Source organism: Streptomyces sp. NPDC048338, from assembly GCF_043201055.1.
Lineage (GTDB): Bacteria > Actinomycetota > Actinomycetes > Streptomycetales > Streptomycetaceae > Streptomyces.
In genome coordinates this window covers 606,013-632,024 of the sequence record NZ_JBICYQ010000001.1, presented here as the reverse complement: position 1 = coordinate 632,024, position 26,012 = coordinate 606,013, and the positions used below count along the sequence as shown (strand labels likewise).

General features: G+C 73.6%; 27 protein-coding genes. 8 read left to right on the top strand and 19 right to left on the bottom strand.

What is annotated here, in order from left to right; genetic code table 11:
• Window positions 1-15 precede the first annotated feature (15 nt).
• Window positions 16-465 carry a lamin tail domain-containing protein gene (locus ACGFZF_RS02895; protein WP_393550735.1) on the bottom strand — a complete coding sequence of 150 codons (450 nt, stop codon included), beginning with the start codon at window positions 463-465 and terminating at the stop codon, window positions 16-18.
• A gap of 133 nt (window positions 466-598) precedes the next feature.
• Between ACGFZF_RS02895 and ACGFZF_RS02890 the strand changes: the two genes are divergently transcribed.
• Window positions 599-1,408, top strand: a complete 810-nt coding sequence (locus ACGFZF_RS02890) for an MBL fold metallo-hydrolase (protein WP_393550734.1) — start codon at window positions 599-601, stop codon at window positions 1,406-1,408.
• Here ACGFZF_RS02890 and ACGFZF_RS02885 read toward each other — a convergent pair.
• Complete coding sequence (locus tag ACGFZF_RS02885) at window positions 1,350-2,108, bottom strand: GntR family transcriptional regulator (protein WP_393550733.1); 759 nt, start codon at window positions 2,106-2,108, stop codon at window positions 1,350-1,352. The two genes, ACGFZF_RS02890 and ACGFZF_RS02885, sit on opposite strands and share 59 nt — an antisense overlap.
• Window positions 2,109-2,302: 194 nt before the next feature.
• Here ACGFZF_RS02885 and ACGFZF_RS02880 point away from each other — a divergent pair, with 194 nt between their 5' ends.
• Window positions 2,303-2,524, top strand: coding sequence for a hypothetical protein (locus ACGFZF_RS02880; protein ID WP_393550732.1), 222 nt, complete (start codon window positions 2,303-2,305; stop codon window positions 2,522-2,524).
• A gap of 213 nt (window positions 2,525-2,737) precedes the next feature.
• Window positions 2,738-2,986: a DUF2277 domain-containing protein gene (locus ACGFZF_RS02875; RefSeq protein ID WP_356598326.1), complete on the top strand. Its 249-nt coding sequence runs from the start codon at window positions 2,738-2,740 to the stop codon at window positions 2,984-2,986.
• On the opposite strand, the gene ACGFZF_RS02870 is transcribed toward ACGFZF_RS02875, so the two are convergent.
• The 4 genes from ACGFZF_RS02870 to ACGFZF_RS02855 form a co-directional block, all read right to left on the bottom strand.
• Window positions 2,946-3,569, bottom strand: coding sequence for a VTT domain-containing protein (locus tag ACGFZF_RS02870; RefSeq protein ID WP_356598324.1), 624 nt, complete (start codon window positions 3,567-3,569; stop codon window positions 2,946-2,948). The genes ACGFZF_RS02875 and ACGFZF_RS02870 overlap by 41 nt on opposite strands.
• A gap of 150 nt (window positions 3,570-3,719) precedes the next feature.
• On the bottom strand, window positions 3,720-4,181 hold the full coding sequence (locus ACGFZF_RS02865) for a DoxX family protein (RefSeq protein WP_393550731.1): 462 nt from the start codon (window positions 4,179-4,181) through the stop codon (window positions 3,720-3,722).
• A gap of 139 nt (window positions 4,182-4,320) precedes the next feature.
• Complete coding sequence (locus ACGFZF_RS02860) at window positions 4,321-6,000, bottom strand: alkaline phosphatase D family protein (RefSeq protein WP_393550730.1); 1,680 nt, start codon at window positions 5,998-6,000, stop codon at window positions 4,321-4,323.
• 67 nt (window positions 6,001-6,067) lie between these two features.
• Window positions 6,068-6,730: an HNH endonuclease family protein gene (locus ACGFZF_RS02855; RefSeq protein ID WP_147977825.1), complete on the bottom strand. Its 663-nt coding sequence runs from the start codon at window positions 6,728-6,730 to the stop codon at window positions 6,068-6,070.
• A 273-nt stretch (window positions 6,731-7,003) separates the two neighbouring features.
• Here ACGFZF_RS02855 and ACGFZF_RS02850 point away from each other — a divergent pair, with 273 nt between their 5' ends.
• Window positions 7,004-7,774, top strand: coding sequence for an ABC transporter permease (locus ACGFZF_RS02850; RefSeq protein ID WP_393550729.1), 771 nt, complete (start codon window positions 7,004-7,006; stop codon window positions 7,772-7,774).
• A 123-nt stretch (window positions 7,775-7,897) separates the two neighbouring features.
• Here the strand turns inward: ACGFZF_RS02850 and ACGFZF_RS02845 are convergent, their stop codons facing one another.
• Entirely contained in the window at window positions 7,898-8,566 is a 669-nt protein-coding gene (locus tag ACGFZF_RS02845; RefSeq protein ID WP_393550728.1) for an HAD-IA family hydrolase, read from the bottom strand.
• 135 nt (window positions 8,567-8,701) lie between these two features.
• Window positions 8,702-10,027, bottom strand: a complete 1,326-nt coding sequence (locus ACGFZF_RS02840) for a peptidoglycan-binding protein (protein WP_393550727.1) — start codon at window positions 10,025-10,027, stop codon at window positions 8,702-8,704.
• 151 nt (window positions 10,028-10,178) lie between these two features.
• Here ACGFZF_RS02840 and ACGFZF_RS02835 point away from each other — a divergent pair, with 151 nt between their 5' ends.
• Complete coding sequence (locus ACGFZF_RS02835; RefSeq protein ID WP_393550726.1) at window positions 10,179-12,233, top strand: MFS transporter; 2,055 nt, start codon at window positions 10,179-10,181, stop codon at window positions 12,231-12,233.
• Between the two features lie 52 nt (window positions 12,234-12,285).
• Here the strand turns inward: ACGFZF_RS02835 and ACGFZF_RS02830 are convergent, their stop codons facing one another.
• Together ACGFZF_RS02830 and ACGFZF_RS02825 are read right to left on the bottom strand one after the other, a co-directional pair.
• Window positions 12,286-12,771, bottom strand: coding sequence for a GNAT family N-acetyltransferase (locus tag ACGFZF_RS02830; RefSeq protein ID WP_393550725.1), 486 nt, complete (start codon window positions 12,769-12,771; stop codon window positions 12,286-12,288).
• A gap of 124 nt (window positions 12,772-12,895) precedes the next feature.
• Complete coding sequence (locus ACGFZF_RS02825; RefSeq protein ID WP_393550724.1) at window positions 12,896-13,225, bottom strand: antibiotic biosynthesis monooxygenase family protein; 330 nt, start codon at window positions 13,223-13,225, stop codon at window positions 12,896-12,898.
• Between the two features lie 12 nt (window positions 13,226-13,237).
• Here ACGFZF_RS02825 and ACGFZF_RS02820 point away from each other — a divergent pair, with 12 nt between their 5' ends.
• Together ACGFZF_RS02820 and ACGFZF_RS02815 are read left to right on the top strand one after the other, a co-directional pair.
• A complete protein-coding gene (locus ACGFZF_RS02820; protein WP_393550723.1) occupies window positions 13,238-14,326 on the top strand; it encodes a serpin family protein in 1,089 nt (362 codons plus the stop codon).
• A gap of 90 nt (window positions 14,327-14,416) precedes the next feature.
• Window positions 14,417-14,821, top strand: coding sequence for a hypothetical protein (locus ACGFZF_RS02815; RefSeq protein WP_393550722.1), 405 nt, complete (start codon window positions 14,417-14,419; stop codon window positions 14,819-14,821).
• A gap of 25 nt (window positions 14,822-14,846) precedes the next feature.
• Here the strand turns inward: ACGFZF_RS02815 and ACGFZF_RS02810 are convergent, their stop codons facing one another.
• The 3 genes from ACGFZF_RS02810 to ACGFZF_RS02800 form a co-directional block, all read right to left on the bottom strand.
• A complete protein-coding gene (locus ACGFZF_RS02810) occupies window positions 14,847-15,515 on the bottom strand; it encodes an O-methyltransferase (RefSeq protein ID WP_393550721.1) in 669 nt (222 codons plus the stop codon).
• The gene (locus ACGFZF_RS02805; RefSeq protein WP_393550720.1) at window positions 15,512-16,570 is read right to left on the bottom strand and encodes a DUF2330 domain-containing protein; all 1,059 of its coding nucleotides are present in this window, start codon (window positions 16,568-16,570) and stop codon (window positions 15,512-15,514) included. Before ACGFZF_RS02805 ends, ACGFZF_RS02810 begins: the two co-directional genes overlap by 4 nt.
• Window positions 16,571-16,804: 234 nt before the next feature.
• A complete protein-coding gene (locus ACGFZF_RS02800) occupies window positions 16,805-18,052 on the bottom strand; it encodes a cytochrome P450 (RefSeq protein ID WP_393550719.1) in 1,248 nt (415 codons plus the stop codon).
• Between the two features lie 240 nt (window positions 18,053-18,292).
• Between ACGFZF_RS02800 and ACGFZF_RS02795 the strand changes: the two genes are divergently transcribed.
• Window positions 18,293-19,462: a steroid 3-ketoacyl-CoA thiolase gene (locus tag ACGFZF_RS02795; protein WP_393550718.1), complete on the top strand. Its 1,170-nt coding sequence runs from the start codon at window positions 18,293-18,295 to the stop codon at window positions 19,460-19,462.
• 142 nt (window positions 19,463-19,604) lie between these two features.
• Here the strand turns inward: ACGFZF_RS02795 and ACGFZF_RS02790 are convergent, their stop codons facing one another.
• From ACGFZF_RS02790 to ACGFZF_RS02765, 6 genes are all read right to left on the bottom strand, one after another.
• On the bottom strand, window positions 19,605-20,006 hold the full coding sequence (locus tag ACGFZF_RS02790; protein ID WP_147977813.1) for a transglycosylase SLT domain-containing protein: 402 nt from the start codon (window positions 20,004-20,006) through the stop codon (window positions 19,605-19,607).
• 287 nt (window positions 20,007-20,293) lie between these two features.
• On the bottom strand, window positions 20,294-21,163 hold the full coding sequence (locus tag ACGFZF_RS02785) for an ECF transporter S component (protein WP_393550717.1): 870 nt from the start codon (window positions 21,161-21,163) through the stop codon (window positions 20,294-20,296).
• Window positions 21,160-22,875 carry an ABC transporter ATP-binding protein gene (locus tag ACGFZF_RS02780; protein ID WP_393550716.1) on the bottom strand — a complete coding sequence of 572 codons (1,716 nt, stop codon included), beginning with the start codon at window positions 22,873-22,875 and terminating at the stop codon, window positions 21,160-21,162. The genes ACGFZF_RS02785 and ACGFZF_RS02780 overlap by 4 nt, the downstream gene beginning before the upstream one ends.
• Complete coding sequence (locus ACGFZF_RS02775; protein WP_393550715.1) at window positions 22,872-23,978, bottom strand: energy-coupling factor transporter transmembrane protein EcfT; 1,107 nt, start codon at window positions 23,976-23,978, stop codon at window positions 22,872-22,874. The genes ACGFZF_RS02780 and ACGFZF_RS02775 overlap by 4 nt, the downstream gene beginning before the upstream one ends.
• The gene (locus ACGFZF_RS02770; RefSeq protein WP_393550714.1) at window positions 23,975-24,661 is read right to left on the bottom strand and encodes an SCO2322 family protein; all 687 of its coding nucleotides are present in this window, start codon (window positions 24,659-24,661) and stop codon (window positions 23,975-23,977) included. The genes ACGFZF_RS02775 and ACGFZF_RS02770 overlap by 4 nt, the downstream gene beginning before the upstream one ends.
• A 74-nt stretch (window positions 24,662-24,735) precedes the next feature.
• The gene (locus ACGFZF_RS02765) at window positions 24,736-25,995 is read right to left on the bottom strand and encodes a prenyltransferase/squalene oxidase repeat-containing protein (protein WP_393551008.1); all 1,260 of its coding nucleotides are present in this window, start codon (window positions 25,993-25,995) and stop codon (window positions 24,736-24,738) included.
• Window positions 25,996-26,012 lie beyond the last annotated feature (17 nt).

The following is a 26,012-nucleotide window of genomic DNA, read 5'->3' as shown; positions in this document are numbered from 1 at the left end:
CCGTCAGGGGGCGGGTCAGCACATCTTGTAGTCGACCCGGGTCGAGTTGTACGAGCAGTTGTCGACCCAGCGGCCGGAGGACGTGCGGAGCGTCGCCGTGTCGCGGTCGTTGTTCCAGACGTACGCCCCGCGGCCCTGGTAGAGCGTCGCCGAGGTGTTCGTGCCGCGGCCCGTGCGGATCGTCACCGTCTTCCCCTTGCCGAGGGTGAAGGTGCCGAAGGTGTACTTGTGGTTCGACGCGTCCGTGACCGTCCAGCCCTTCAGACTGACCGCCGCCGAGGTGGTGTTGCGTATCTGGACGTACTCGCCGTTGAGGCTGGTGTTGGAGCGGGTGTCCGAGCCCGGGCTGTCGTAGTAGATCTTGTAGACGTGGACCGAGCCGGCGGCCTGCGCCGGGGACGGCAGCAGGAGGAGGCCGGCGGCCGCCGCCGCGGCGGCGGCGGCGACGGAGCGCGTACGGAGCATGAATGTCCCTCAGTTCTGCCGGGCGGTCACCGAATCGACCCCGGCGAAGACACAGAATACGCACGACGTTCACGCTTCAAGCACAACTTCCGGAATACGTACACGAATCCTCGTCGCCCCCTAGAATCCGGGCATGGCCGACGACGCTCTGCGGATCACCGTGCTCGGATCCGCCACGCCCTACCCCCGGCCCGGCAACCCCTGCTCCGGCTATCTCGTCGAGGGCGGGGGCGCGCGGGTGTGGGTGGACGCCGGCAGCGGGTCGCTCGGGGAGCTCCAGCGCCACACGGGGCTCGGGGAGCTCGACGCGGTGTGGATCTCGCACCTGCACGCCGACCACAGCGCCGACCTGCTCACCGCCTACTACGGCCTCCGGTACGCCGACGTCCGGCGCGACGCCCCGTTGCCGCTCTACGGGCCGCCCGGCATCGCCGACCGGCTCGCCGGCTTCCTCACCAACGGCCCCCTGCGCAGCCCCGTCGAGGACACCTTCGCGGTCGAGGAGCTGCGCGACGGGCACGAGGCCCGCGTCGGCGGGCTCACCCTGCACAGCCGGTCCGTGGAGCACGGAGGGCTGCCCGCCTTCGCCCTGCGCGTCGAGGACGCCGAGGGCCGCCGGATCGCCTACTCGGGGGACTGCGAGCCGTGCCCCGCCCTCGTCGAACTCGCGCGCGACTGCGAGCTGTTCGTCTGCGAGGCCGACGGCGACCTGCCCGGGCACCACTCCGCGCCGCAGGCCGGCCGGAGCGCCGCCGACGCCGGCGCCGGGCGGCTGGTGGTGACCCACGTCGGACCGGGCACCGAGCCCGCGCAGGCCGTGGCGGAGGCGGCCGGGACGTTCGGGGGCGAGGTCGCCCACGCCGCGCCCGGCCGCGTCTTCGCCGTCACGCGTCGAATTCGTACTCCAGGACGTACGACGCCGAGTCCAGCGTCATCTCGTTGAGCTCCACCGCCTCACCCGTCGCGGTGAAGGCCGTCCGGCCGATGAGGATCACGGGCGTGCCGAACTCCAGCGCGAGGCGGGACGATTCGTCGGCCGTCGGCATCCGGCAGCGGATCTCCTCGCGGAAGTGCACCGGCTGCCGGCCGAGTTCGGCCAGCCGCGCGTACGTGCCGCCCGGGCCCGTGTCGGGCGTCGAGATCGGGGTGCCCTGGGCCAGGCGGGCGGGCAGGTAGGAGACGGAGAGCAGGACCGGTTTGTCGTCGAGGACGAAGCGGCGGCTGCGGACGCAGACCTGTGCGTCGGCCGTCAGCCCGAGCGCGTCGGCGACCCGGGTGCTCGCCGCCGCCTCGCGGACCTCGACCTGGTCCACCACCAGGGCGCGGTCCTCGATGTCCGCCGACCAGACCGAGCGGCCCGTGCCCCAGTGCTCCTGGGCGAGGCGGGGAATGCCCCGGCGGCGCAGCGGGCGGAAGGCGCGCACGAAGACCCCGGCGCCCTTGCGGGCCTCGGCCAGGCCCTCGTTGCGCAGGACGGACAGGGCCTGCCGAGCCGTCATCCGGGCCACCTCGTAGCTGGTCATGAGGTCGTTCTCGCCGGGGAGCCGGTCGCCCGGGGCGAACGCGCCTGCCTGGATGGCGGTTCTCAACTCGTCGGCGATGCGCTGGTACTTGGGCCGACGGCCGCGGTCCGGGTCAGTCATGGGTGGACTACTCCCTTCGTCTGCGGGACACCCTACGGCGCGCTCCTTCGCACCCGTGCACGCGTGTGGGCCGTCCCGCGCGGGCGATCCATCCATCGGGGGACATCTCTAGAGATACGTTGACAGGGAGGGGCCTCCAGGATTCCCTGTCTGTATCTCTCCAGAGATCTGCGACTCCGGGACGGAGGGGATTCGTGCAGTCACTGCCCGAGGTCGGGGACCTCGTACGCGATATCGCCACCGGGCGGGTCGGCTTCTACATGGACAGCGTCGCAGGCCGGTTCCTGATCCGGCCCGTCAGCGGCGGCAGTACGTGGGAGGCCGAGCCGGACCAGGTACAGCTCGCGACCCCGATGCGGGAGTTGCGGGCACGGGCCGCGGAGATCAACGCGCGAAGTCGGCGCGGCCTCAGCTGAGGCGCCCTCGCACGCCCGCGTCCGGCTCCGCCGCCGTGCTCCCTTTGCCCCGGCACACGGTGCCGTGACGCGCCGGCCCGCGGTGCCGCGTTCCCCGGGCGGGCCCGGTCGCCCCCGGGGCCCGCGGCCCCGTCACCCCCCGGTCGTACGCGCGCCCGCCCTCGCGGACGCGACGCGCCGCCGGTTGTCGGTGCCGCGCGCGACACTGGAGGCATGTGCCGAAGCATCAAGACGCTCCGCCCGCCCGCCCTCCCCGAAGAGGCGACCGAGGAGGACATGAGGGCCGCCGCCCTGCAGTACGTCCGCAAGGTCTCCGGCTTCCACCACCCCGCCGCCCACAATCGCGAGGTGTTCGACCGCGCCGTCGACGAGATCGCGGAGGCGACCGCCCGGCTGCTCGACGGCCTCGAGGTGCGCGGGGTCAGGAGGCCGCGGCCGGAGGCGCAGCCGGACGCCGTATGACATAGGCGGCCAGCGCGCCCGCGAGGAACAGCGCGACCACGGAGACGCCCGCGCTGATCCAGGTCGGGCCCAGCCACAGCCCGCCGAGCCAGCCGAGCGCCACGCTGTAGCCCGCCCAGGCCACGCCGGCGAGGGCGGACCACGGCAGGAACTCCTTGATCCGGCGCCGGGCCGCGCCGGCGCCCAGGGAGACCACGGAACGTCCCGCCGGGGCGAAGCGCGCGATCACGACGAGCAGGCCGCCGCCCCGCGCCAGCGCTGTGCCGAGACGTTCCTGCGCCCGGGTGAGGCGGCGCGAGCGGGCGATCGCCCGGTCCAGCCGGGCCCCACCGCGCCAGGCCAGCCGGTAGGCGACGTAGTCGCCGAGGACCGAGGCCGTGGCCGCGCACAGCAGCAGCGGCAGGACGGAGGGCACGTCCGTCGACGTCGCCGTGGCCGTCGCCGCCGCCGTCGCGGCCGTGATCACCAGGATTCCGCTCGGCAGCACCGGCAGGAAGACGTCGAGGAGCACCGACGTCGCCACCGCCGCGTAGATCCACGGCCCCGCGGTCAGCGACCGCAGTGACCCTATGCTGTCGAGCACATTCACAGCGCCAGAGCCTACGCGGGCCGGGCGCCGTACACAGCGACCGGGGCCGGAAACCGCTCTTGCGGTCTCCGGCCCCGGTGGTGCACGGGCGTCACACGCCCGGCGCGGCAGGAGGGACGCCTGCCGCGCCGGACGGCGACGGGGTCAGGCGGCGACCGGCGCGCGCCGCTCCTCGACCGGCTCCTCGGCGCCCGCGCTCCGGGCCCCGAAGAGCCGGTCGAGCGCGAGCGCGCCCGGCCCCGTGAACACGAGGAGCAGGAACACCCAGCAGAAGAGGGCCGCACCCTCGCCGCTGTTCTGCAGCGGGAAGAGCGCCTCGGGCTGGTGCACCTTGAAGTACGCGTACGCCATCGACCCGGAGGCGACGAACGCCGCGGTACGGGTACCCAGTCCGACCAGGACCAGGACACCCGCGACGAGCTGGATCACCGCCGCGTACCAGCCCGGCCAGATGCCGGTCTCGACGGTGCCTCCGCCCATCGCGCCGCCGAGGACGCCGAAGAGCGAGGCGGCGCCGTGGCAGGCGAAGAGCAGGCCGACGACGATGCGGAACAGGCCGAGCGCGTAAGGCTGCGCCCGGTGGAGGCGGTTCGCCAGGTTGTTCATGGGGACGGACTCCTTCGGTCGTGTCCGTTCGTGGGGGAACGGAACGTGGGGGACGGAACCGATGAGGCCGTCAGGTTAGGCACCCCTCACCTGTACTTGCAAGTTCAACATTCGGCCACGTGGGCGGTTGTGGGGAGCGTCACCCCGCGTCGAGCACGCGCTCGTCGACGGTCACCAGCCCTGCCCCCGCCCGCGCCTGATCGAGGGTCAGCACCGCCGAACGCCCCCGCAGGGTCAGTGTCATGAGCTGGTTGCCGAACCACGGGCCGCCCGTCCTGCGCCAGCCGATCGAGGGCCGGGCCACCCGGCCGTGCCGGGCCAGCAGCCGCCCCAGCCGGCGCCCCGCCCGGCTCCAGCCGAAGCGGAAGCCGAGCCGTATCGACGCGGGGACGGCGTTGTGGAGCGGGGAGCAGGTCAGCTGGACCACCCGGGCCCGGGGGCCGCCGTCCGGCCAGCGGGGCTCCGCCACGTACGCGTGGTGCACGTCCCCCGAGAGCACGCACACGGTGGCCGGCGCCTCCCCGGTGTCGGCTCCCGGCGCGCGGCCGCCCGGGGATCCGCCGTCGGCGGCCTCCGCGAGCAGCCGGGTCAGCTCCTCGAACGACCCGGGGAACGCCGCCCAGTGCTCCAGATCCGAGCGCTGCCGCAGCCACTCCCCGAACCGGGCCCAGCGCCCGGCGGGCCCGCCCCGTTCGCCCCGGCACAGGGCCGCGTTCCAGGCCTCCGCGTAGTGGATCAGCGGCGGCAGCAGCCAGGGCAGCGAGGTGCCGACCAGCAGGTGGTCGTACGTGCCGGGGCCGTCCAGCGCCTGGGCGCGCACCCAGGCCGCCGCGGCCGGGTCCAGCATCGCCCGGGAGTCCTCCGTCAGGACACGCGCCGCCCGGGTGTCGACCATCAGGACGCGGGTCCGGCCGAAGTCCCTGCGGTGGCTCCAGCGCACCCGCGCCGGATCGGCGTCCGCCTCCGCCGCGAACCGGCGCAGCAGCTCGGTCCCGTCGGGCACCGCGCGGATCTCGGCGTACAGCGGGTCGGCCGCCAGTTCGGCGGGGGAGAGGTTGCCGAGGTGCTGGTACACCCAGTACGACATCAGCCCGCTCACCACCCGCTCGTGCCACCAGTGCGTGGACCGCATCGTCGCGAGCCAGGCGGCGCTGGTGTTCCAGTCGTCGATCACGTCGTGATCGTCGAAGATCATGAGACTGGGGACGGTCGAGAGCAGCCAGCGGACCTCCGGGTCCCGCCAGGACTCGTCGTAGAGCCGGGTGTACTCCTCGTAGTCGCCGACCTCCGAGCCCGGGGCGTCGCGCGGGTCGCGGCGGGCGGCGAGCCAGCGGCGGGTGGCGACGGAGGTCTCGTCCGCGTACACCTGGTCGCCCAGGAGCAGCAGGACGTCGGGCCGTTCGCGGTCCGGGTCGGCGACCAGGGCCGTCGCCAGGGTGTCGAGCGCGTCCGGGCCGACGGGGTCGTGGCCGGCGGCCGGTTTCGCCGCCCAGCGGCAGGAGCCGAAGGCGACCCGGAGTCCGCCGGCCGGCGTGCGGACGGTGCTCGGCGGGAAGCCGGAGCCGGGCTCCGGCCAGACCGGGCGGTCGTCGAGCAGGACCTCGTAGGCGGTCGCCACGCCCGGGGTCAGCCCGGTCACCGGGACCAGGGCGTAGTGGTGGCCGGCGATCTGGAAGGTCCGCGCGCGGCCGCCCGCGCCGTCCGCGCACCGTATCTCCGCGGTGCACGGGCGGTCCGTCTCGACCCACACCGTCGCCGAGGTGCCCGTCACCCCGTCGACGTACCGCAGTACCGGTCCGATCCTGAGTCCGGCCGTCATCGTGATCCCCCTCCGCCGTTCCGCCGTACGGTACGGAACGGCGGGGCGGATCACACGGGTCCCGGCGTCAGCAGCCGTTCAGGACCGACTGGAGGGCGCTCTTCTCGGCGGAGTCGACGCTCAGGTTCCAGTAGTACTTCACGTGCACCCAGGCCCGGGCGTACGTGCAGCGGTACGCGGTGCGCGACGGCATCCACTCCGCCGGATCCTGGTCTCCCTTGGACTGGTTGACGTTGTCGGTGACGGCGATGAGCTGCGGGCGGGTCAGGTCGTTGGCGAAGGACTGCCGGGTGGCGGTGGTCCAGGAGCTGGCGCCCGAACGCCACGCCTCGGCGAGGGGGACCATGTGGTCGATGTCCAGGTCGGAGGCGACGGTCCAGGTGGCGCCGTCGTACTGCGAGTACCAACTGCCGCTCACCGAAGCGCAGCTGGAGTCGGTGACGACGTTGACGCCGTCGCGCTTGAGCACGGTCTCGCGGGTGTTGCAGGCGCCCGACTGGGTGATCCAGTGCGGGAAGAGGTCGCGGCTGTAACCGGTGGAGGAACCTTCCGCCTTGACCGTGAGCGAGGCGAGGTACGAGCGCGCGGTGGCGGCGCTCACCGGAGTGGGCATCGCGGCCTGGGCGGTCGGGGCGGTGGCGAGGAGGCCGGTCACGGTCAGCGCGGCGGTGGCGCCGAGCACGGTGGCGCGGCGGGCTATTCGACGCGCGTAGACACTGGCGAGAGGCATGCGAACTCCCTTGGTGTGGGGGGACCTGGGCCGAACCGTCCCCGAGCGGGTGCCGGGTGGCCCGGTCATCGTGGCGGCGCGAGGTTTCCATGCGGGGTGCGCCAGGTAACAGAGTGGCGACATGGGCACGTCACATCAAGGGGTCGTGCGGGTCTGACGAAGTGCCAGATCGGGTGCCGGCGCCGGGTCTTGCCCGGTACGTCCCACCTGGTCCACGACGCATGCCCGCGCGCGGGCGCCGCTCTTCACCGGCGGGGACCCTAGGGTTGGCGCGTGCTTCTCGACGTCGGTGTCGCTTTCGGGGTGGTCCTGGCCGTTCTGCTCGCGGTGGCCGCGGGCGTGGTCGCGGTGGCGCGGCTCGGGAGACCGCGCGACAGTCTGGTCGCCGGCCTGCGGGCGGCCGTTCAGCTCGTGGCGGTGTCCCTCGTCATCGGGTGGGTGATGCGGCACCTGCCGTTGCTGCTCGGTTTCCTGCTGCTCATGTACGGGGTGGCGGTGTGGACCGCGGGGCGGCGCGTCACCCGGGCCGGCGCCGGCTGGTGGTGGGCGGGCCTGCCCATCGCGGCGGGGGTGGTGCCGGTCGTCGGCGCGCTCGTCCTCACCGGGCTCGTCCCGGTGCGCGGCATCGCGCTCATTCCGGTGACCGGCATCCTCATCGGGGGCGCGCTGACCGCCACCGTCCTCGGCGGGCGGCGCGCGCTGGACGAACTCGGGAACCGGTGGGGCGAGGTCGAGGCGGGGCTGGCCGTCGGCCTGGGGGAGCGGGAGGCGCGCCTCGAAGTGGCGCGCGAGGCCGCCGCGGACGCGTTGCTGCCGGGGCTCGACCAGACGAGGACGGTCGGTCTCGTCACGCTGCCCGGCGCCTTCGTCGGCATGCTGCTGGGCGGGGCGTCACCGTGGGAGGCGGGCGCCGTCCAGCTCTTCGTCCTCGTGGCGCTGATGGTCGTCCAGGCGGTCGCGGTGGCGGTGGTCCTGGAACTGGTGGCGCGCGGCAGGCTGGTGCGCGGGCCGGCCGCCGGCGAGGGCGCGAAGCCCGGCCGGTGAGACGGGCGGGGCGGGGCGGGGCGGGACGGGGTGGACGGGGTGGCGGGCATCTCCCGCCCGCCCGTGATGGACCCGCCCGTGACGGACCCGCTCGTGACGGACCCGCCGTGCCGAGGCCGTCGACTACGGCAGGAGCGTGAGGCGGATCGTGCCGTCCTCGGAGACCGACAGCGACAGGTCCGTGAGATCGCGGACGTGGATGTCGGGGCCGAAGGCGGCCGCCCGCGGCCCCACGCCCACCACGCGCATGCCGGCCGCGCGGCCGGCCTGGATCCCGGCCTCGGAGTCCTCGAAGACCACGCAGTCCTCCGGGGCGAAGCCCAGTTCCGCCGCGCCCTTGAGGAAGCCCTCCGGGTCCGGCTTGCTGGCGCCGACGCACTCCGCGGTGACCCGGATCGCCGGCATCGGCAGCCGTGCCGCGCCCATCCGGGCCCGCGCGAGGGCCGCGTCCGCGGAGGTGACCAGGGCGTGCGGGAGGGAGGCGATCGCCGTCATGAAGGCGGGGGCGCCCGGTACGGGCACGACGCCGTCGAGGTCGGCCGTCTCCTCGGCGAGCATCACCTTGTTGTCCGCGTGGTTCTCCGCCATGGGGCGCTCGGGGAGGAGGACGGCCATGGTCGCGTAGCCCTGGCGTCCGTGGACGACCTTGAGCGCCTCCACGGGGTCGAGCCCGTGCCGGACGGCCCAGCGGCGCCAGCAGCGCTCGACGACCGCGTCGGAGTTGACGAGGGTGCCGTCCATGTCGAGCAGGAGGGCGCGGGCGGTGAGCGTTGCCGGGGTGCTGGCGGGCATCAACGGTCTCCAGAAGGGGTGGAAGGAGAACGAAGTGGACCCGCCCACCGGTCAGGGAATGCGAGCGGGACCCACTTTGTTCCTTCACGATACAAAAAGCGGCGCGGCTCCGCCAATCCGTCCGCATCGCGGACCTCAGCCGCTCGTCTCCGCCTCCAGCGCCCGGCGGGTGTTCGACCCGTACACGCCCTCCTCGTCCCCGTCGATGTCCTTGTACGACTGGTACACCTCCACCGCGTGGCGGACCTTCCTGCCGTACTCGCCGTCCGACGGGCCGCTGTACAGCCAGAGCTGCCGCAGCCGGTCCTGGAGCTCCCGGACCTCGGGCCCCGAGTCGCCGTACCGCAGCGTCGGGCCGAGCGCGTCCTGCGACGGGGTCGGGGGCGCCACCGAGTTGCTCGGGGGTGCCGCGGACGACGCGGTGGCACCGGACGTGGCGGCCGCCGTGGTCCGGGTCGCGGAGGCGGTGGCCGTCGCTCGCGCGGACCGCGAGGCGGAGGCCGAAGCGGACGGCGACGCGGATTCGGAGGCGGACGGCGAGGCCGTCGGCGACTCGGAGACGGCGACGTTCTCGGACGCGCTCGACGTCACCGTGGGGACGGCCGCCCGGTCCTCGCTCGACTCGCCTCCGTCGAAGATGCCCGACGCGAAGGCGGCGGTACCGACGACGGCCACCGCCACGGCCGCCGCGAGCGCGACGACCGCGCCGCGCCGACGGGTGGCGGGCCGCTCGGGCCCGTACCCCATCTCGAAGTCCGCTTCGGTGTCGTACGCGGCCCCGTGGTCGTCGAACTCCGGCCCGGGGGCACCGGGCCCGGCACCGGGCGCCGGGTACGGCGCGGCCCCGGCCGCGAGGTGCGGCGCCGGGCCGCCGGCGAGGTCCTGCGCGGCACCGGGTGCGGATCCGGCGACGGCGCCCGCGGCGACGCCGTGCTCCGTGCCCGGCGCGAAGCTCGCGCTCTCGTTCCCGCCGTGCCCCACGGATGCCGCAGGCCCGCCGCCCTGCCCGCCGAGTCCGGGCAGCAGCAGCGGCATCGTCTCCGACGGGTCGCCGGTCGTCCCGGGCCCCGTGGCCGTCGGCGGCAGCGGCCGCCCGTGGCCACCGCCGGCACCCGGTTCCGTCAGCGGCGGAAGCCCGTGCGAGGCCTCCGGCGGCAGCGGTCCCGGTCCCACCGCTCCCGGCACGTACGGGGACAGCTCCCCGTGCGACTCCGGGGCGCCGTAGGCCGGACCGGCCGCGGGCGGAGCCGGCGGAAGCCCCTGCTCCGCCGCCGGCTGCGGGGGACCCGCCGACGGGTGTCCCGGGCCCTCCCCTTGCCCGTACACCCCCTCCGGCGCCTCCAGCGTCACGTACGGCCGGATGCGCAGCGGATCGAAGTCCTCCGCCGCCGCTATCCGCTCCCGGGCGCAGGCGCAGCCAGGTCTGTGTACACCGCATTCAGGACATGCTTGTCCGCTCACCGTGGATCCCCTCCCCATACCAACTTGCGAGCGATTATGCAGGCCGTTCCTGGACGGGGAAGGGGCGGCAGCCCCCTCCCGCAGGCCATAACCGGACATTCGGATCAGGATGGAGGGGTTACGACCCCGAGGACACCCTCCGGAGACGCCCATGGCCCAGGAAGTACGCCCGCCGGACATCGGCGGCGGCCCCGCGCCGGGGGCGGGAAGCAGCCGGCGGGGGGTCGTCGTCGCCATCGGCGCACTGCTCCTCGGCATGCTGCTCGCCGCCCTCGACCAGACCATCGTCTCCACCGCGCTGCCGACCATCGTCAGCGAACTCGGCGGCCTCGAACACCTCTCCTGGGTCGTCACCGCGTACATGCTCGCGGCGACCGCCGCGACGCCGCTGTGGGGCAAGCTCGGTGACCAGTACGGCCGCAAGAAGCTCTTCCAGGCCGCCATCGTCATCTTCCTGATCGGCTCGGCGCTCTGCGGCATCGCCCAGAACATGCCGCAGCTCATCGCCTTCCGCGCGGTCCAGGGCCTCGGCGGCGGCGGACTCATGGTGCTGTCGATGGCGATCGTCGGGGACCTCGTGCCGCCCCGCGAACGCGGCCGGTACCAAGGGCTGTTCGGCGCCGTCTTCGGCGCCACCAGCGTCCTCGGCCCGCTCCTCGGCGGGCTCTTCACCCAGCACCTCTCCTGGCGCTGGGTCTTCTACATCAACCTGCCCATCGGCATCGTCGCCCTGTTCGTGATCGCCGCGGTGCTGCACATCCCGGTCCGCGGCACCCGCCACACCATCGACTACCTCGGCACCTTCCTCATCGCCTCGGTCGCCACCTGCCTGGTCCTCGTCGCCTCCCTCGGCGGCACCACCTGGGCCTGGGACTCCGCGCAGATCATCGGCCTCGCCGTGCTCGGCGCCGTCCTCCTGGTCGCCTTCGTCCGCGTCGAACAGCGGGCCGCCGAACCCGTCCTGCCCCTCAAGCTGTTCCGGATCCGGACCTTCACCCTCGTCTCGGTCATCAGCTTCGTCGTCGGCTTCGCGATGTTCGGCGCGATGACCTTCCTGCCGACCTTCCTCCAGGTCGTCCAGGGCGTCACCCCGACCATGTCCGGCGTCCACATGCTGCCCATGGTCCTCGGCCTGCTCATCACCTCGACCGCGTCCGGCCAGATCGTCTCCCGCACGGGCCGGTGGAAGGTCTTCCCCATCGCCGGCACCGGCATCACGGCGCTCGGGCTGCTGCTGCTCCACCGGCTGACGGAGACCAGCTCCACCTGGGAGATGAGCGTCTACTTCTTCGTCTTCGGCGCCGGACTCGGCCTGGTCATGCAGGTGCTCGTCCTCGTCGTGCAGAACGCGGTGTCGTACGAGGACCTCGGCGTCGCCACCTCGGGCGCGACCTTCTTCCGCTCCATCGGGGCGTCCTTCGGCGTCGCCGTCTTCGGCACGATCTTCACCAGCCGGCTCAACGCCGAACTGGACGCCGCGCTCGCCGGACAGACGCTCCCCCCGGGCACCGGGCCCGACCGGATCGCCGCCGACCCGCGCGCCATCTCCGCCCTGCCGGCGGACCTCCAGCCCTCGGTCCTGCACGCGTACTCGACCGCCATCACCGACGTCTTCCTGTACGCGGCACCCGTCGTCCTCGTCGCCTTCGTCACCGCCTGGTTCCTCAAGGAGGACAAGCTGCGCGGCTCGGTGACGGCCCCCGACACGAGTCAGACCCTGGCCTCGAACCCGGTGGAGCGCTCCTCGCACGACGAGTGCGCCCGCGCCCTGTCCGTGCTCGGTTCACGGGAGGGCCGCAAGGAGATCTACGAGAAGATCACCGAACGCGCCGGCTTCGACCTGCTGCCCGCGGCGAGCTGGCTGCTGCTGCGGATCCGCCGCCACGGCACCGTCGAACCGGCCCGGCTCGCCGAGGCCACGCCCGTACCGCTGCGGGCAATCACGGACGCCTCCCGCCAGGTGGAGGAACGCCGGCTGGTGCAGCGCGAAGGCGTGCAACTCGTCCTGACGGAGGAGGGGCTCCAGGCCGCGACCCGGCTGGCGAAGGCACGCGAGGACTCGCTCGCCGAACTGCTCGGCGACTGGTGGGGGCCCGAACGGCCCACGGACCTCGTGGCGCTGGTGGAGGAACTGACGTCCGAGCTGTGCGGTTCGGACGCCGAACGGCCCCCCGCACCCGAACCGCCCCGCGACCACCACGCCTGAGGGCTGTCCCGGACGGACTGTGGGGGCGCGGGCCTCGTCATGGCCCGGGCGTTCAGAGCTTCTTGCCGTACCAGATGTCCATGTACGGGCCCTCGCAGTAGGCGGGGATCTCCTCGTACCCGTGGCGGGTGTAGAGGGTGCGCGCCTCGATCAGGTCGAGCCGGGTGTTCAGGACCATCCTGTGCGCGCCGAGGTCGCGGGCGGCCGTCTCCAGCGCGTCGAGCAGCAGGCCGGCGCCGCCCGTGCCGCGGAACGGCGGGCGGACGTACACGCGGGTCAGCTCGGCGCGTTCGGCGTCGAGCATCAGCAGTCCGCCGCAGGCCGCCGGAGCGCCCGCGAAGGCGCCGACGAGGAAGGCCCCGGTGGGCGCCGTCAGCAGCTCGACCCCGTCGCCGGTCAGCCCCTCGTCGACCTCGGCCTCGGTCGCCGGCCGCTTCCAGTAGCGGCCGGCGACCTCGCCGTAGTAGTCGCGGCGCAGGGCGGTGGCGTCCGGGGTGTCGACGCGTTCAGGGGAGAAGGACCAGCTCATGCGGGTCATTGTGGCCCGGGACGCCCCCGGCCCGCCTCTGCATGTGACGGGCCCTCCCGCGCCCGGGTCGCGCGGAGACTTCCGCTCCCGGCCAGGCCCGACCATGCCAGGCCCGACCGGGCTCTGCTTCCGGCTACTTCGGGGCCGCCTGCTGGACGACCTCGAAGGACCACAGGGTGGATCCCGTCGCGGCCGGCTTCGGCCGCTCGCCACCGCCCTCGCCGCCCGCGGTGCCCTGGTGGGCGGCCTTCATGGAACCGTTCATCCAGTTCTGGAAGTCCTCCTCGCTGCGCCAGCGGGTGTACACCAGGTACTGGTCCGTGCCCTCCACCGGGCGCAGCAGCTCGAACCACTCGAAGCCGTCGGAGCCCTCCACGGCCCCGGCCCGGGAGGCGAAGCGCCGCTCCAGCACCTCGCGCTGCTCCGCCGGGACACTCAGTACGTTGATCTTCACGATGCTCATGAAGGGCAGGATATGACCGTCATCGATCCGGCGACGCATACGGGTGCGATTCGGACGCTGGCCGAGCGCTGGCTGCCCCACCTCGGCGACGGCGACTTCGTCTGCTCCCCGGCCGGACTGTGGCTTGCGCTGGCCGCCGTCGCCTCGGGGGCCCGGGGGGCGACCGCCACGGAGCTGCGGGGACTCCTCGGCGTCGAGGGGGACGCGGCGGCCGACGCGATGACGGTCGTGGGGCGGCGGCTCGGCGGGACCGGCGCGCTCTCGGTGGCGACCGGCGTGTGGAGCAGGGTGCCCGTGCTGACGTCCTTCCGGCAGGGGCTCCCCGACGTCGGCTTCGGCCCGCTGGGCGACCGCGCGCAGGAGGAACTCGACACCTGGGTGCGGAAGTCCACCGACGGCCGGATCGACCGGCTGCCCGTCGGACTCGACGGCACCGAGGACCTGGTGCTGGTCAACGCCCTTGCGCTGAAGGCCACATGGTCGACCCGTTTCCGCACCGAGGACACCCGGCCCGCGCCGTTCACCGACCGGCGCGGCGCCACCGTCGACGTACCGACCATGCACCGGCGGATCCCGGTGTCCTGGGCCTGGCGGGTCGGCGCGACCACCGTCGTCGAGCTGCCGTGCGCGGGCCCCGAAGGGACGGCGGCGCGGGTGCGGTTCGTGCTCGGTGCCGAGGGCGAGGGGCCGGCCGGGACCCTGCCCGCTGCCTGGGCGGCGGGCGGACGGCGGGCGGTGGAGGCGGACGGCGTCGACCTCGCGCTGCCCCGGTTCTCGCTGCGGACGAGGACGGAGGTGCACGGGCAGCTCCCGGCGCTCGGCGTCACCCGGTCCCTGCGCCCGGGAGCCGACTTCTCCGGGCTCTCCCCGCAGGCGCTGTTCCTCGCCGACGTCGTCCAGGAGGCGTTGGTCGAAGTCGCCGAGGACGGGGTGGAGGCGGCCGCCGTCACCGCCGCCGTGATGACCCGGAGCGCCGCCCGGCCCCGCCCGCAGGTCATCGAGGAGATCGCCTTCGACCGGCCCTTCGGCGTCGTCGTCCTCGACGGATCGGGCACCGTTCCCCTCTTCGCGGGCTGGCGGACCGGCGCACCCACGGGCTGAGCGGGTCCCGCTTGACGGCGCCGGGCATCAGGCGTAGTCCGGAACACGGGGATCGATCCACTCCCGGAGGCAACGGAGAGGAGTCCCGTCATGCTCGGCGAACTGCTCGGCGAGATCCAGGGAGAGACCACGGGGATGCGAGTCCTGTCCACCGACGGGGGCCACCCCGTCGTGGAGGCCTCGTTCCAGGCGACCGGAACGCTTCTGGGCGCACCGGTCAAGGACATGGGGACCTACGAGTCCCTCGTACGGCCCGACGGCACTCTCTTCGGCGAGGGCCAGGGCGTCACCATGACCCAGGACGGGGAGACCATCACCTGGCACGGCTCGGGTGTGGGGCGTTTCAACGACTCCGGCGGGGTCGACTGGCGGGGCGCGCTCTTCTACGAGACCGCCGCCTCCTCCTTCGCCCGGCTCGTCGGCGTCGCGGCCCTGTTCGAGTTCGACACCGAGGAGAGCGGGAAGGTCTCGGGCCGGATCCACGAGTGGAGGTAGCCGCGTCGACCCGGCCCCGCACCGGTCAGCCGACGACGCGCGCCAGCAGCAAGCCGTCGTACCCCTTCGACCCCACCGTCTGGAGGGCCGTCGCGTCCAACCGAGGCTCGCGCGAGACGAGTTCGAGCATCTCGCGGGTGCCGGTGACGGCCGGGTCGTCCGGGTCGGCCTCGACGACCCGGCCGCCGCGCACCACGTTGTCGACGATGATCACCGTGCCGGGGCGGGAGAGCCTGAGCGCCCAGGACACGTAGTGCGGGTTGTTCACCTTGTCGGCGTCGACGAAGACCAGGTCGAACGGGCCCGCGCCCTCGGCCTCCAGCAGGGGGAGGGTGTCCAGCGCCGCCCCCGTGCGGACCTCGACGATCTTGTCGAGTCCGGCCCGGGCGATGTTGGCGCGGGCCACGTCGGCGTGCGCCGGGTCGTACTCGAGGCTGATCAGCCGGCCGTCGGCGGGCAGCGCGCGGGCCAGCCAGATCGTGCTGTACCCGCCCAGCGTGCCGATCTCCAGGACCGACCGCGCGCCGTGCACCCGGGCCAGCAGATGGAGCAGCTTGCCCTGGTTCGGGGCGACGGCGATCTCCGGGAGCCCGGCCGCCGTGGAGTCGGCCAGCGCGGCGGCGAGGGCGTCGTCGGCGGGTGCGAGCAGATCGGTGAAGTAGCGGTCCACGGCGGTCCATCGCTCTTGTGTCATACGGCCGAACGTACCCCGGCGCCCCCGCGTCGCACCCGGATCGCCACGACGGAACCGACCGCCGCCACCAGGACGCCCGACACGGTCAGCAGCCACACCGGCACCCCGCCGGCGACGGTCAGCAGCCGGTCCTCGTAGACGACCTCCCGGTACGGCGCGTCGGAGGGCGCGGCCCGCAGCTCGTGGTCGCCGTCGATCAGGGACGGAACCGGGAACTCCTGTTCCAGGGCGGTCAGATACACCTTCCCCGGCCCGGCGAGGTCCGCGACGGGGCCTTCCGGTTCGACGGCTCCGGCGAACCTGACCTCGGGCGGGCCGCCGCCGATGTCCGTGCGCGGCTCCATGCGGTGGTCCGCGAGGACGTACAGGCCGAGCGACTGCGGGCTCTGCGCCAGCCGGGAGAGCCGCATCGGGTAGACGAGCCGGTCGCTGGCGAAGGAGATCCGCAGCGGGTCGAGTTCACCGTGCAGGGCCGTGCCGCGCTCCTGCGGCGCGAGGCGGACGGCGACGTACTCCCACTTCCGCTCGACGTACGGCTCCAGTTCGGTGGCGAGCCGGTCGGAGAGCTCGAAGCCGTTCTCCTTCAGCCAGCCGCTGAGTGCCTTCGGATCGGTGGCGGTCAGCCGTGCCACGTCGAAGGGGCCGAGGCGTTCGCGGCCGACGACGCCGACGTCCGCTCCGGCGCCGGGCGGGGCGGCCGCCGCACCGTCCGTGTCGCCGCCGGCGAAGGGCCAGTCGTCGCCGCGCGGCCAGAAGTAGTGCCGTTCGCGGTGCTCGGGCCGGGTGATCCGGTCGAGCACGTCGAAGAGGGCCCCGTCGCCGAGCGTCACGTCCGCCCGGCCGGGCACCGGCATGATCCAGGCGGCCCGCTCCGCGGTCCCGCGCACGGTGAAGCGCATGACGATCTGTTCCGTGCGGCCGTCCCAGCGCACGGCCGAGGTCTCCCGGTCGACGCCGATGCGCTGGGTCCGGTCCGGGATCATGGCGCCGCAGCCACAGGCGTACGCCGGTGCGACGAGTGAGCCGAGCTGGAGCGCGAGCAGCGCGAGCAGCATGGTCAGAATTCTGTGATTCCCCCGCATGCGGGTTCAGACGCGGCGCACCAAGATCCGGTTCCGGTTCCGGGGCCGCCGCACCCGCGGCCCACAGGCCGCCATCGGCCCCGCGCCCCGGCACCGACGCCCGCGCCCCGGCCCGGCGGGAGGCGGGGACATCAGGCGTCGGGGGGAGCCCCCGCCTCCCTGCTCGGACCCTGTCCGGGCGATCCTCGAAGATCGCCCGGACAGCCCTTAGTCGGCGATCCGGACCCGCAGCTCCTTGATCCCGTTCAGCCAGGCGGCCCGCAGCCGACGGGGTTCGCCGGCCGGCACGAGGTCGGGCAGGACGTCCGCGAGCGCGTTGAAGATCAGCTCGATCTCGTTGATGGCGAGGGACTTGCCCAGGCAGAAGTGCGGACCGCCACCGCCGAAGCCCAGGTGCGGATTGGGGTCGCGGGTGATGTCGAAGGTCTCGGGGTTCTCGAAGACCTCGGGGTCGTTGTTGGCGGAGGAGTAGAAGAGCCCGATCCGGTCGCCCTGGCGGATCTTCTGGCCGCCCAGCTCGGTGTCCTGGGTGGCCGTGCGCTGGAAGGAGACCACCGGCGTGGCCCAGCGGACGATCTCCTCGGCGGCCGTCGCCGGGCGCTCCCGCTTGAAGAGCTCCCACTGCTCGGGGTGGGTGAGGAAGGCGTGCATGCCGTGGCTGATGGCGTTGCGGGTGGTCTCGTTGCCGGCCACCGCGAGCAGCAGGACGAAGAAGCCGAACTCGTCGGAGGAGAGGTTGCCCTGACCCTCGGCGGCGACGAGCTGGGTCACGATGTCCTTGGCCGGACACTCCTTGCGGGCCGCGGCCAGGTTCATGGAGTAGCCGATGAGCTCCATGGCGGACTCGGCGCCGATCTCCTCGGTGATGGCGTACTCGGGGTCGTCGTACGCCACCATCTTGTTCGACCAGTCGAAGATCCGGGCGCGGTCCTCCTGCGGGACGCCGATGAGTTCGGCGATGGCCTGGAGCGGCAGTTCGACGGCGACCCGGGTGACGAAGTCGAAGGAGCCGTCGGGGCCGGCGCTCCGCCTCGCCTCCTCGGCGATCGCGCGGGCGCGTGCGCGCAGGGCCGTCTCCAGACTCCGGATGGCACGGGGTGTGAAACCGCGCTGGACGATCTGGCGGACCCGGGTGTGCTCCGGCGGGTCCATGTTGAGCATGATCAGCTTCTGGACCTCGATCTGGTCCCGGGTGATGTGCTCGTTGAAGCGGATGACGGCCGTGTTCTCCGCGGAGGAGAACAGCTCTGGGTGGGTGGAGACGTACTTGACGTCCGCGTGCCGCGTCACGGCCCAGTAGCCCTCGTCGTCGAAGCCCGTGACGCCGCGCGGCTGGGGGCACCACCAGACGGGCGCCGTCTCCCGGAGCTGCGCGAACTCCGGGAAGGGGATGCGGCTGTGGAGCAGGTCGGGGTCGGTGGCGTCGAACCCTTCGGGGAGGTGAGGGCAGGGCATCGGCAACACGCTCCATTGTCTGACGGCCCATCAGAAGTTGCCCGAAAGGTAGTAACGAGTTCTACAAGTGGCAAGGCCCGTGGCGGGAAGTGTTGCCGGGAGGCGGTGCACGCAGGTGTGTGCACAACTCTTGCGTACCCGCGGTAGCAGTCATAAGACTGCACTCAGAACTAGAACGCGTACTAGTTCCCTGCGGCGGGGTGCCGGGACACCCCGCCTGGGCGAGGAGAGGACGAGCTCATGGCCGCGGAACCCGTCATCGTCGAAGCCGTACGCACCCCCATCGGCAAGCGCGGAGGCGCGCTCGCCAACCTGCACCCCGCCTACCTGCTGGGCGAGACCTACCGTGAACTCCTCGGGCGCACCGGCATCCACGCCGACTGCGTCGAGCAGATCGTCGGCGGCACCGTCACCCACGCCGGCGAGCAGTCCATGAACCCGGCGCGCAACGCCTGGCTCGCCATGGGCCTGCCCTACGAGACCGCCGCGACCACCGTCGACTGCCAGTGCGGATCCTCGCAGCAGGCCGGCCACATGGTCGCCAACATGATCGCCTCCGGTGTCATCGACGTCGGCATCAGCTGCGGTGTGGAGGCCATGTCGCGGGTGCCGCTCGGCTCCGGCTCCAAGCACGGGCCCGGGAAGCCCTGGCCGGACGAGTGGAACGTCGACCTGCCCAACCAGTTCGAGGCGGCCGAGCGGATCGCCCGCCGCCGCGGTCTCGGTCGCGAACGGGTCGACTCGCTCGGGCTGCTGTCCCAGGAGCGGGCCGCCGACGCCTGGGCCGAGGAGCGCTTCAAGCGGGAGACCTTCGCCGTCCAGGTCCCCACCACCGAGGAGGAGCAGGCCGCCGGGCAGGGCATGTGGCGGCTCGTCGACCGCGACGAGGGGTTGCGCGACACCAGCATGGAGGCGCTCGCCCGGCTCAAGCCGGTCATGCCCACCGCCGTCCACACCGCCGGGAACTCCTCCCAGATCTCCGACGGCGCCTGCGCGCTGATGTGGGCGTCCAAGCGGATGGCCCGCGCGCTCAAGCTCCGCCCCCGCGCCCGGATCGTGGCCCAGGCCCTGGTCGGCTCCGACCCGCACTTCCACCTCGACGGCCCCGTCGACGCGACCCGGGCGGTCCTCGGCAAGGCGGGGATGTCGCTCCGGGACATCGACCTCGTCGAGATCAACGAGGCCTTCGCGTCGGTGGTGCTCAGCTGGGCGCAGGTCTTCGACCAGGACCTGGAGAAGGTCAACGTCAACGGCGGCGCCATCGCCCTCGGCCACCCGGTGGGGGCGACCGGGGCGCGCCTCATCACCACCGCGCTGCACGAGCTGGAACGCACGGACAAGGAGTTCGCCCTGATCACGATGTGCGCGGGCGGCGCGCTGGCGACCGGCACCATCATCCAGCGGCTCTGACCCCGCAGGGGTGTCCGGGACCCCGGGGCGGCGGGAACGGCGCCGTGAAAGACCCGGAGAACGCGGCAGGCCCCGCCCCTCCGAGCGGAGGGCGGGGCCTTGCGTATGCGTGCGCGGCTGCCGGTGGCGGTACGAGGCGCTCTTAGTACCAGCCGTTGGCCTGCCAGAACGACCAGGCGGCGTTCGGGCTGCCGTAGCGCTCGTTCATGTAGTTCAGACCCCACTTGATCTGCGTGGCGGGGTTCGTCTTCCAGTCGGAACCGGCCGAGGCCATCTTCGAGGCCGGCAGGGCCTGGACCAGGCCGTAGGCGCCGCTGGAGGAGTTGGTGGCCGTGAAGTTCCACCCGGACTCGTGCTCGACGATCTTGCTGAAGGCCTGGTACTGGCCGGCGGGGACGATCTTCTTGGCGATCTCCTGCGGGCTGGCGGCCGAGGCCGAAGCGGTCGTTCCCAGTACCGCACCCGAGGCGGCCAGCAGCACGGCTGCGGAGGCGGCGACGGTCTTCTTGCGGTCGGAGACACGAGTGGCGATGGAGCGGATCAAGGGAGACACCTTACGTCGGGGACATGTCTGCGCCGGGCGATTCGGGCAAGCCGGAACCAGAGCCCGGGGAATCCGGGAACCGGAGGGAGTCGGCCTGTCCGGGGGAGCAGCGGCGAACGCTTGCTGCCCGGCGACGTCCACCAGAGAAGCAGGGCCGGAAGGGCGACGCAACGACCCCTGGTACTAGTGCCGATCGCACCACCGCGGAAGGCCCCGGTGCCGGACGCATGGCGTTTTCGCAGCCCAGAGACGGTTATGGGGGGATTTGGAGGGGTGGTGACCCGCTACTACTCCGGGCCGTAGGGGACTTTGGTCGTGTGGGGCGCCTCACCGCGAAGGGACCCTTCCGAGGGCTCGAATGTGACCTGGGCCTCGAAGTTGGCCCGCCGCGTCGCCCGTCGCAGCGCCCGCAGGAGCGTGCCGCCGACGGTGAGCGTGAGGACGACGGTCAGCACGGCGCGGCCCAGGTCCCAGCCGAGCGAGGTCGCCAGCACGTAGGCCAGGAACCGCACCAGGTTCTCGTCCACCGGCTGCCCCGGCTGGAACGAGACCCCGTGCGCGAGGCCACCGACCGTCACCCAGCCGTACAGATTGGTGACGGTGCCGTACGCGAACGCCGCGACGAAGCCGTAGGCCGCCAGCATCAGCAGCTCGCCCCGGCCCCGCAGCCGCTCCGGCCCCGGCAGCAGACCGGCCCCCATGGTGAACCAGCCCATCGCCAGCATCTGCACCGGCATCCACGGCCCCACCCCGCCGGTGAGCAGGGCGGACGCGAACATCGTCACCGAGCCGAGGACGAAACCGAAGCCCGGCCCCAGAACCCGGCCGCTCAGCACCATCAGGAAGAACATCGGCTCGATCCCGGCCGTCCCGGCGCCCAGCGGCCGCAGCGCGGCCCCCACCGCCGCCAGCACGCCCAGCATCGCGACCGCCTTCGCGTCCATGCCGCAGTCGGCGATCGTCGCGACCACCACGCCGATCAGCAGCGGCAGCAGCGCCGCGAACAGCCACGGCGCGTCCGCGGCATGAGTGGTGACCGCGGCGTCACCGTCCGCGAGCAGCGGCCACCCGATGGCGATCAGCCCGATCACGGAGACGAGCAGGAGAGCGGCGACGGAACGCGGTCCGAGCCGGATCGGACGGGCCCCCGCGGTCACAGCGCCTCCCGTACCTGCTCGACCGTGAGCCAGGGCTGCGGGGCGAGGATCTTGGCGACCTGAGGGGAGAAGGCGGGGGAGGAGACCACCACGTCGGCGGTCGGGCCGTCCGCCACCACCTCGCCGGAGGCCAGGATCACCACGCGGTGCGCCAGCTCCGCCGCGAGCTCCACGTCGTGCGTGGCGAGCACGATCGCGTGCCCCTCGGCGGCCAGCGCGCGCAGATGTGCGACGAGCCGGCCCTTGGCCGCGTAGTCCAGACCCCGGGTCGGCTCGTCGAGCAGCAGCAGCGGCGGACGCCCGGTGAGGACGACGGCCAGGGCGAGCGCGAGGCGCTGGCCCTCCGACAGGTCCCGGGGATGAGTCCCGTCCGACACCCCCGGCAGCAGCTCCGACACGAGGGCGCGGCAGCTGCCGGGCGCGGCGCCCGCGTCCGCGTCGGCCGCCGCGCACTCGGCGGCGACCGTGTCCGCGTACAGCAGGTCCCGCGGCTCCTGCGGCACGAGGCCCACCCGCCGGATCAGCTCGCGGGGATCCGTACGGTGCGGGGCCCGGCCGCCCACCAGCACACTGCCGGACGTCGGCTCGACCATCCCCACGAGCGAGCCCAGCAGCGTCGACTTCCCGGCGCCGTTGCGCCCCATCAGCGCGACCGTCTCACCCGGCGCGACCCGCAGGTCGACCCGCCGGAGCGCCTCGACCCGGCCCCGCCGCACCCCGAGCCCTCGGACGTCGACCAGGCCCGGTGCCCCGGCCCGCCCCGACGCGTCCACGCTCTCGCCGCTCCGACGCCGCCGGAACGGCGAGAACCGCCCGCGCCGCCCGGAGCCGGACGCCTCGGAAGCCGGGCCGGCGTCGCCGGCGTCCCGCAGCGGCGGCACGGCCGGGAGAGGGCTCGCCGGGGACACGTCCCCGAGCCGCTCCCGCAACCCGGCCGCCTCACGACGTGCGTCGCGGACCGTCAGCGGCAGCGGACTCCAGCCCGCGAGCCGACCCAGCTCCACCACCGGCGGACACACCGGGGACACCGCCATGACCTCGGCCGGCGGACCCATCACACCCTCGGGCAGCAGCAGCACCCGGTCCGCGTACTGCACCACACGCTCAAGACGGTGCTCCGCCATCAGAACCGTCGTCCCCAGATCGTGGACCAGCCTCTGGAGCACCGCGAGCACGTCCTCCGCCGCCGCCGGGTCCAGCGCCGACGTCGGCTCGTCCAGGACCAGCACCCGCGGATGCGGGGTCAGCACCGAACCGATCGCGACCCGCTGCTGCTGCCCCCCGGACAGGGTGGCGATCGGCCGGTCGCGCAGCTCCGCCAGCCCCAGCAGGTCCAGCGTCTCCTCCACCCGGCGCCGCATCACCGCCGGCGCCAGGCCCAGCGACTCCATCCCGTACGCCAGCTCGTCCTCGACCGTGTCCGTCACGAAGTGCGCCTGCGGATCCTGGCCCACCGTCCCGACCACGTCCGCGAGTTCGCGCGGCTTGTGCGTCCGGGTGTCCCGCCCCGCGACCGTCACCCGGCCCGTCAGCGTCCCGCCCGTGAAGTGCGGGACGAGCCCCGACACCGCGCCGAGCAACGTCGACTTGCCGACCCCCGACGGGCCGACGAGCAGCACCAGTTCGCCCTCGGGGGCCGTCAGGTCCAGATTCCGCAGCGTCGGCGCACCCCTCTCGGCATACGTCACCGAGACGTTCTCGAAGCGGATCACGAGGAGACCTCCTTGGCAGCGGGCACCGGAGCGACGAACGCGGGCACCAGGCCCACCAGGACCGAGACGGCGGGCCACACCGGCAGCTCCGGCGCCACCAGCGGCACGACCCCCGGATGCAGCGCCCCGTACGCGTACGCGTTCGCCCGGATCATCAGCACCGCCACCGCGACACCCGAACCGGCCACGAGCCACGCCCTGACCCCCCACCGGTCCGGCCGGTACCGGGTCCGGACCGCCCGCCGGCCGCCGAGCCGCAGCCCGGCCATGGCCGCGACGAGTCCGGCGACGACGAGCGGCAGCCCGTACGAGGCGCCCTCCGCGGCCAGCAGACCGTACGAACCCGCGCACATCCCGAGCAGCCCGCCCAGCGTCAGCACGTTCGTCGTCCGCCGCACGGCCACCGGGACCTGCGCCGTACGCCCGTACCCGCGCGCGTCCATCGACGCCGCCACCGCGACCGACCGCTCCAGGGCGCCCTCCAGGATGGGCAGCCCGATCTGGAGAACCGCCCGCACCCCGCCCGTCGACCGCCCCCGCAGCCGCCGGGCCGTCCTCAGCCGCATCACGTCCGCGACCATATTCGGCGCGAAGGTCATGGCCACCACCACGGCCACCCCGGCCTCGTAGAGCGCACCCGGCAGCGACTTGAGCAGCCGCGCCGGATTGGCCAGCGCGTTCGCCGCGCCCACACAGATCAGCAGGGTCGCCAGCTTCAGGCCGTCGTACAGCGCGAACACCACCTGCTCGGCGGTCACCCGGCCCCCGATCCGCACCCCCTGCGCCCACTCCGGCAACGGCACCTCGGGCAGCGTGAACAGCACGTGCGAACCCGGGATCGGCGAACCCAGGACGACCGAGAACACCACCCGCAGGAACACCACGAACAGGCCCAGCTTCACGAACGCCCCGTACGAGCGCGCCCAGGGCGCGTCGGTACGGCGGGCCGCCACGACATAGCCGGCGACCCCGACGATCAGACCGAGGACCAGCGGGTTGGTGGTGCGGGAGGCGGCCACCGCCAGGCCGAGCGCCCACAGCCACCAGGCGCCGGCGTGCAGGGCGTTGGAGCGGTTCGCCTCCGGGGCGTGCAGCGGTGTCATCGCCGGCGGCGGGCCTGCCGGACGGCCGCGCCACCGAGCAGGAGCACGGCCGCTCCGCCCGCGACGATCCCGACGGACGGGCCGGCGCCGTCGTCCTTCCCGGCGCTCTCCCGCGTGCCGTCCGAGGACGTCGGCCGAGCGCCGCCCGGCGTCTCGGTGGCGGTCGCGCCGGACGGCGCCGTGTCCGCCACCTGCTCGCCGCAGCCCCGCGCCGGGTAGCCCGCGATCCCGCACAGCAGCGCGGCGCTGTCGTAGCGCAGCGGCTTGGCGACCGCCGCCAGCGCCTCCGCGCTCGTCGCGTCCTCGCGCACCTGTGCGCAGCCGGTCCTCAGCGCGGGGGCCGGCGGCTTCTCGCCCTGCGGCGCGTCCGCCGGAACGCCGAAGTCGACCACGACCGCGACGCGCTTGGTGCCGGCCTTCGCCTTCGTGTCGGCGCACACCGCCGTGAAGTCGGGGGCGACCGAGGGACGCGCCGCGTCGTTCGAGTCCTTGCTGACCGCGAAGCGGAAGCCGTTCACGTCGCCGTCCGCGGGCCGGAGGGTCGCCGGGCCCTGCGTGGCGTACGCCCAGGTGCCGCCGCCGTCGCTCTCCCAGAACGACCAGTACCGGTAGCCCGCGGCCTGCGCGGGTGCGGCGCCGGCCAGCGCCGCGAAGACCGCCGCGAGCAAGGCGACGACGAGCACGGCGGCGGACCGCGGCGCGGCGCCCGGGCGCGACCGGCCGGCCGGTCCCGGGGCGGCGCCGGCGAGCCGGGCCCTCACTTCTTGCGGCCGCTGATCAGGAAGCCGATGCCGACACCCACCACCATGCCGATGCCGATGATCCACCACAGGTCGAAGGAGCCGGAGTCGTCGTCCTCGGCCTCGTCACCCGCCGAGGACGCGGCGGTGGCCGTGGCCTGCGGCGCCGGGCCGGTGGAGTTCAGCGCCTTGAGGAGGTCGGTCGAACCGAAGTGGCGCGGGTCGACGCCCATCGCGTTCGAGGCGAAGACGAGCTGCGCGTAGGCGGCGGGGCCGTTGTCCCGTGCCCAGCCGAGGGCGTTCTGCTCCAGCCAGGTCAGTGCCCCGTTCGCTTCCTTCATGGCGCCGGACGCGGCGAGCGCGACGACCGCGTCGGCGGTGTTGCCGAAGTCGGGCAGCGGGGCCGTCTCGGCGGCGCCGGGCATCGGCGGGGTGTCCAGATGGCCGGTCTTCGCGAGGGCGGTGGCCAGGTAGGAGGCGCCGTTGAGGGCGGCCCGCTCGGCGGTCGGCTTGGGCAGGTCCGTGCAGACCGGGGCCTGCTCCGGCGTCACACCGCGCGCGGTGATGCCCTTGCCGAGACCCGCGAGGGTCGCGGCAGCCGTCGCGTCGGCGTTCGCGAGCAGCTTGCCGCTCTTGTCGGGCTGGTAGGCGAAGGCGCCCGCGCCGTCCTTGACCGCGCAGGGCACGGCGAAGCCGAGCAGCGCGTCGTACGGGGTCCTGCCTGCGGTGGACCTGACCTCGCCCGGCTTCTCGCCCAGCGCGGCGAGCGCGCCGATCACGATCGAGGTGGAGTTGGCGTCACTGGGGCTGCCGGGGTTGTAACCCCAGCCGCCGTCCTTGTTCTGCACGCCCTTGAGCCAGCCCGCGCCGGCCTTGGCCGCCGTGCCGACCGCCTCGGGGTCGGCGCTCTCGCGGCGCACCCCGGACAGCGCCTGGACGGCGACGGCGGTGGCGTTGGTGTCGAGCATGGTGGCCGGGTCGCAGGGCTTGGCCGGGTCCGGACGGTACGAGGCGAAGGCACCGCTCTCGCACTGCTGGCGCTGCAGCCAGGCCACGGCCTGCTCGGCGGGCTGGACCTTGTTCGTCCGCTGGGCGATGAAGGCGAGGGACTGGCGCCAGACACCGTCGTACGTCGGGTCCTTCTCGCCGTACAGCCCGGCGGGGATCACGGGCGCGGGGGTGGGCGACGGCGACGGCGCGGCGAACGCGGTCGGGGCCATCCCGGTGCACAGCACGGTGGCGGCTGCGAGCGCGGCGGCGCCTCGGCGAACGATGATCATGCGTGCTGGCCTCT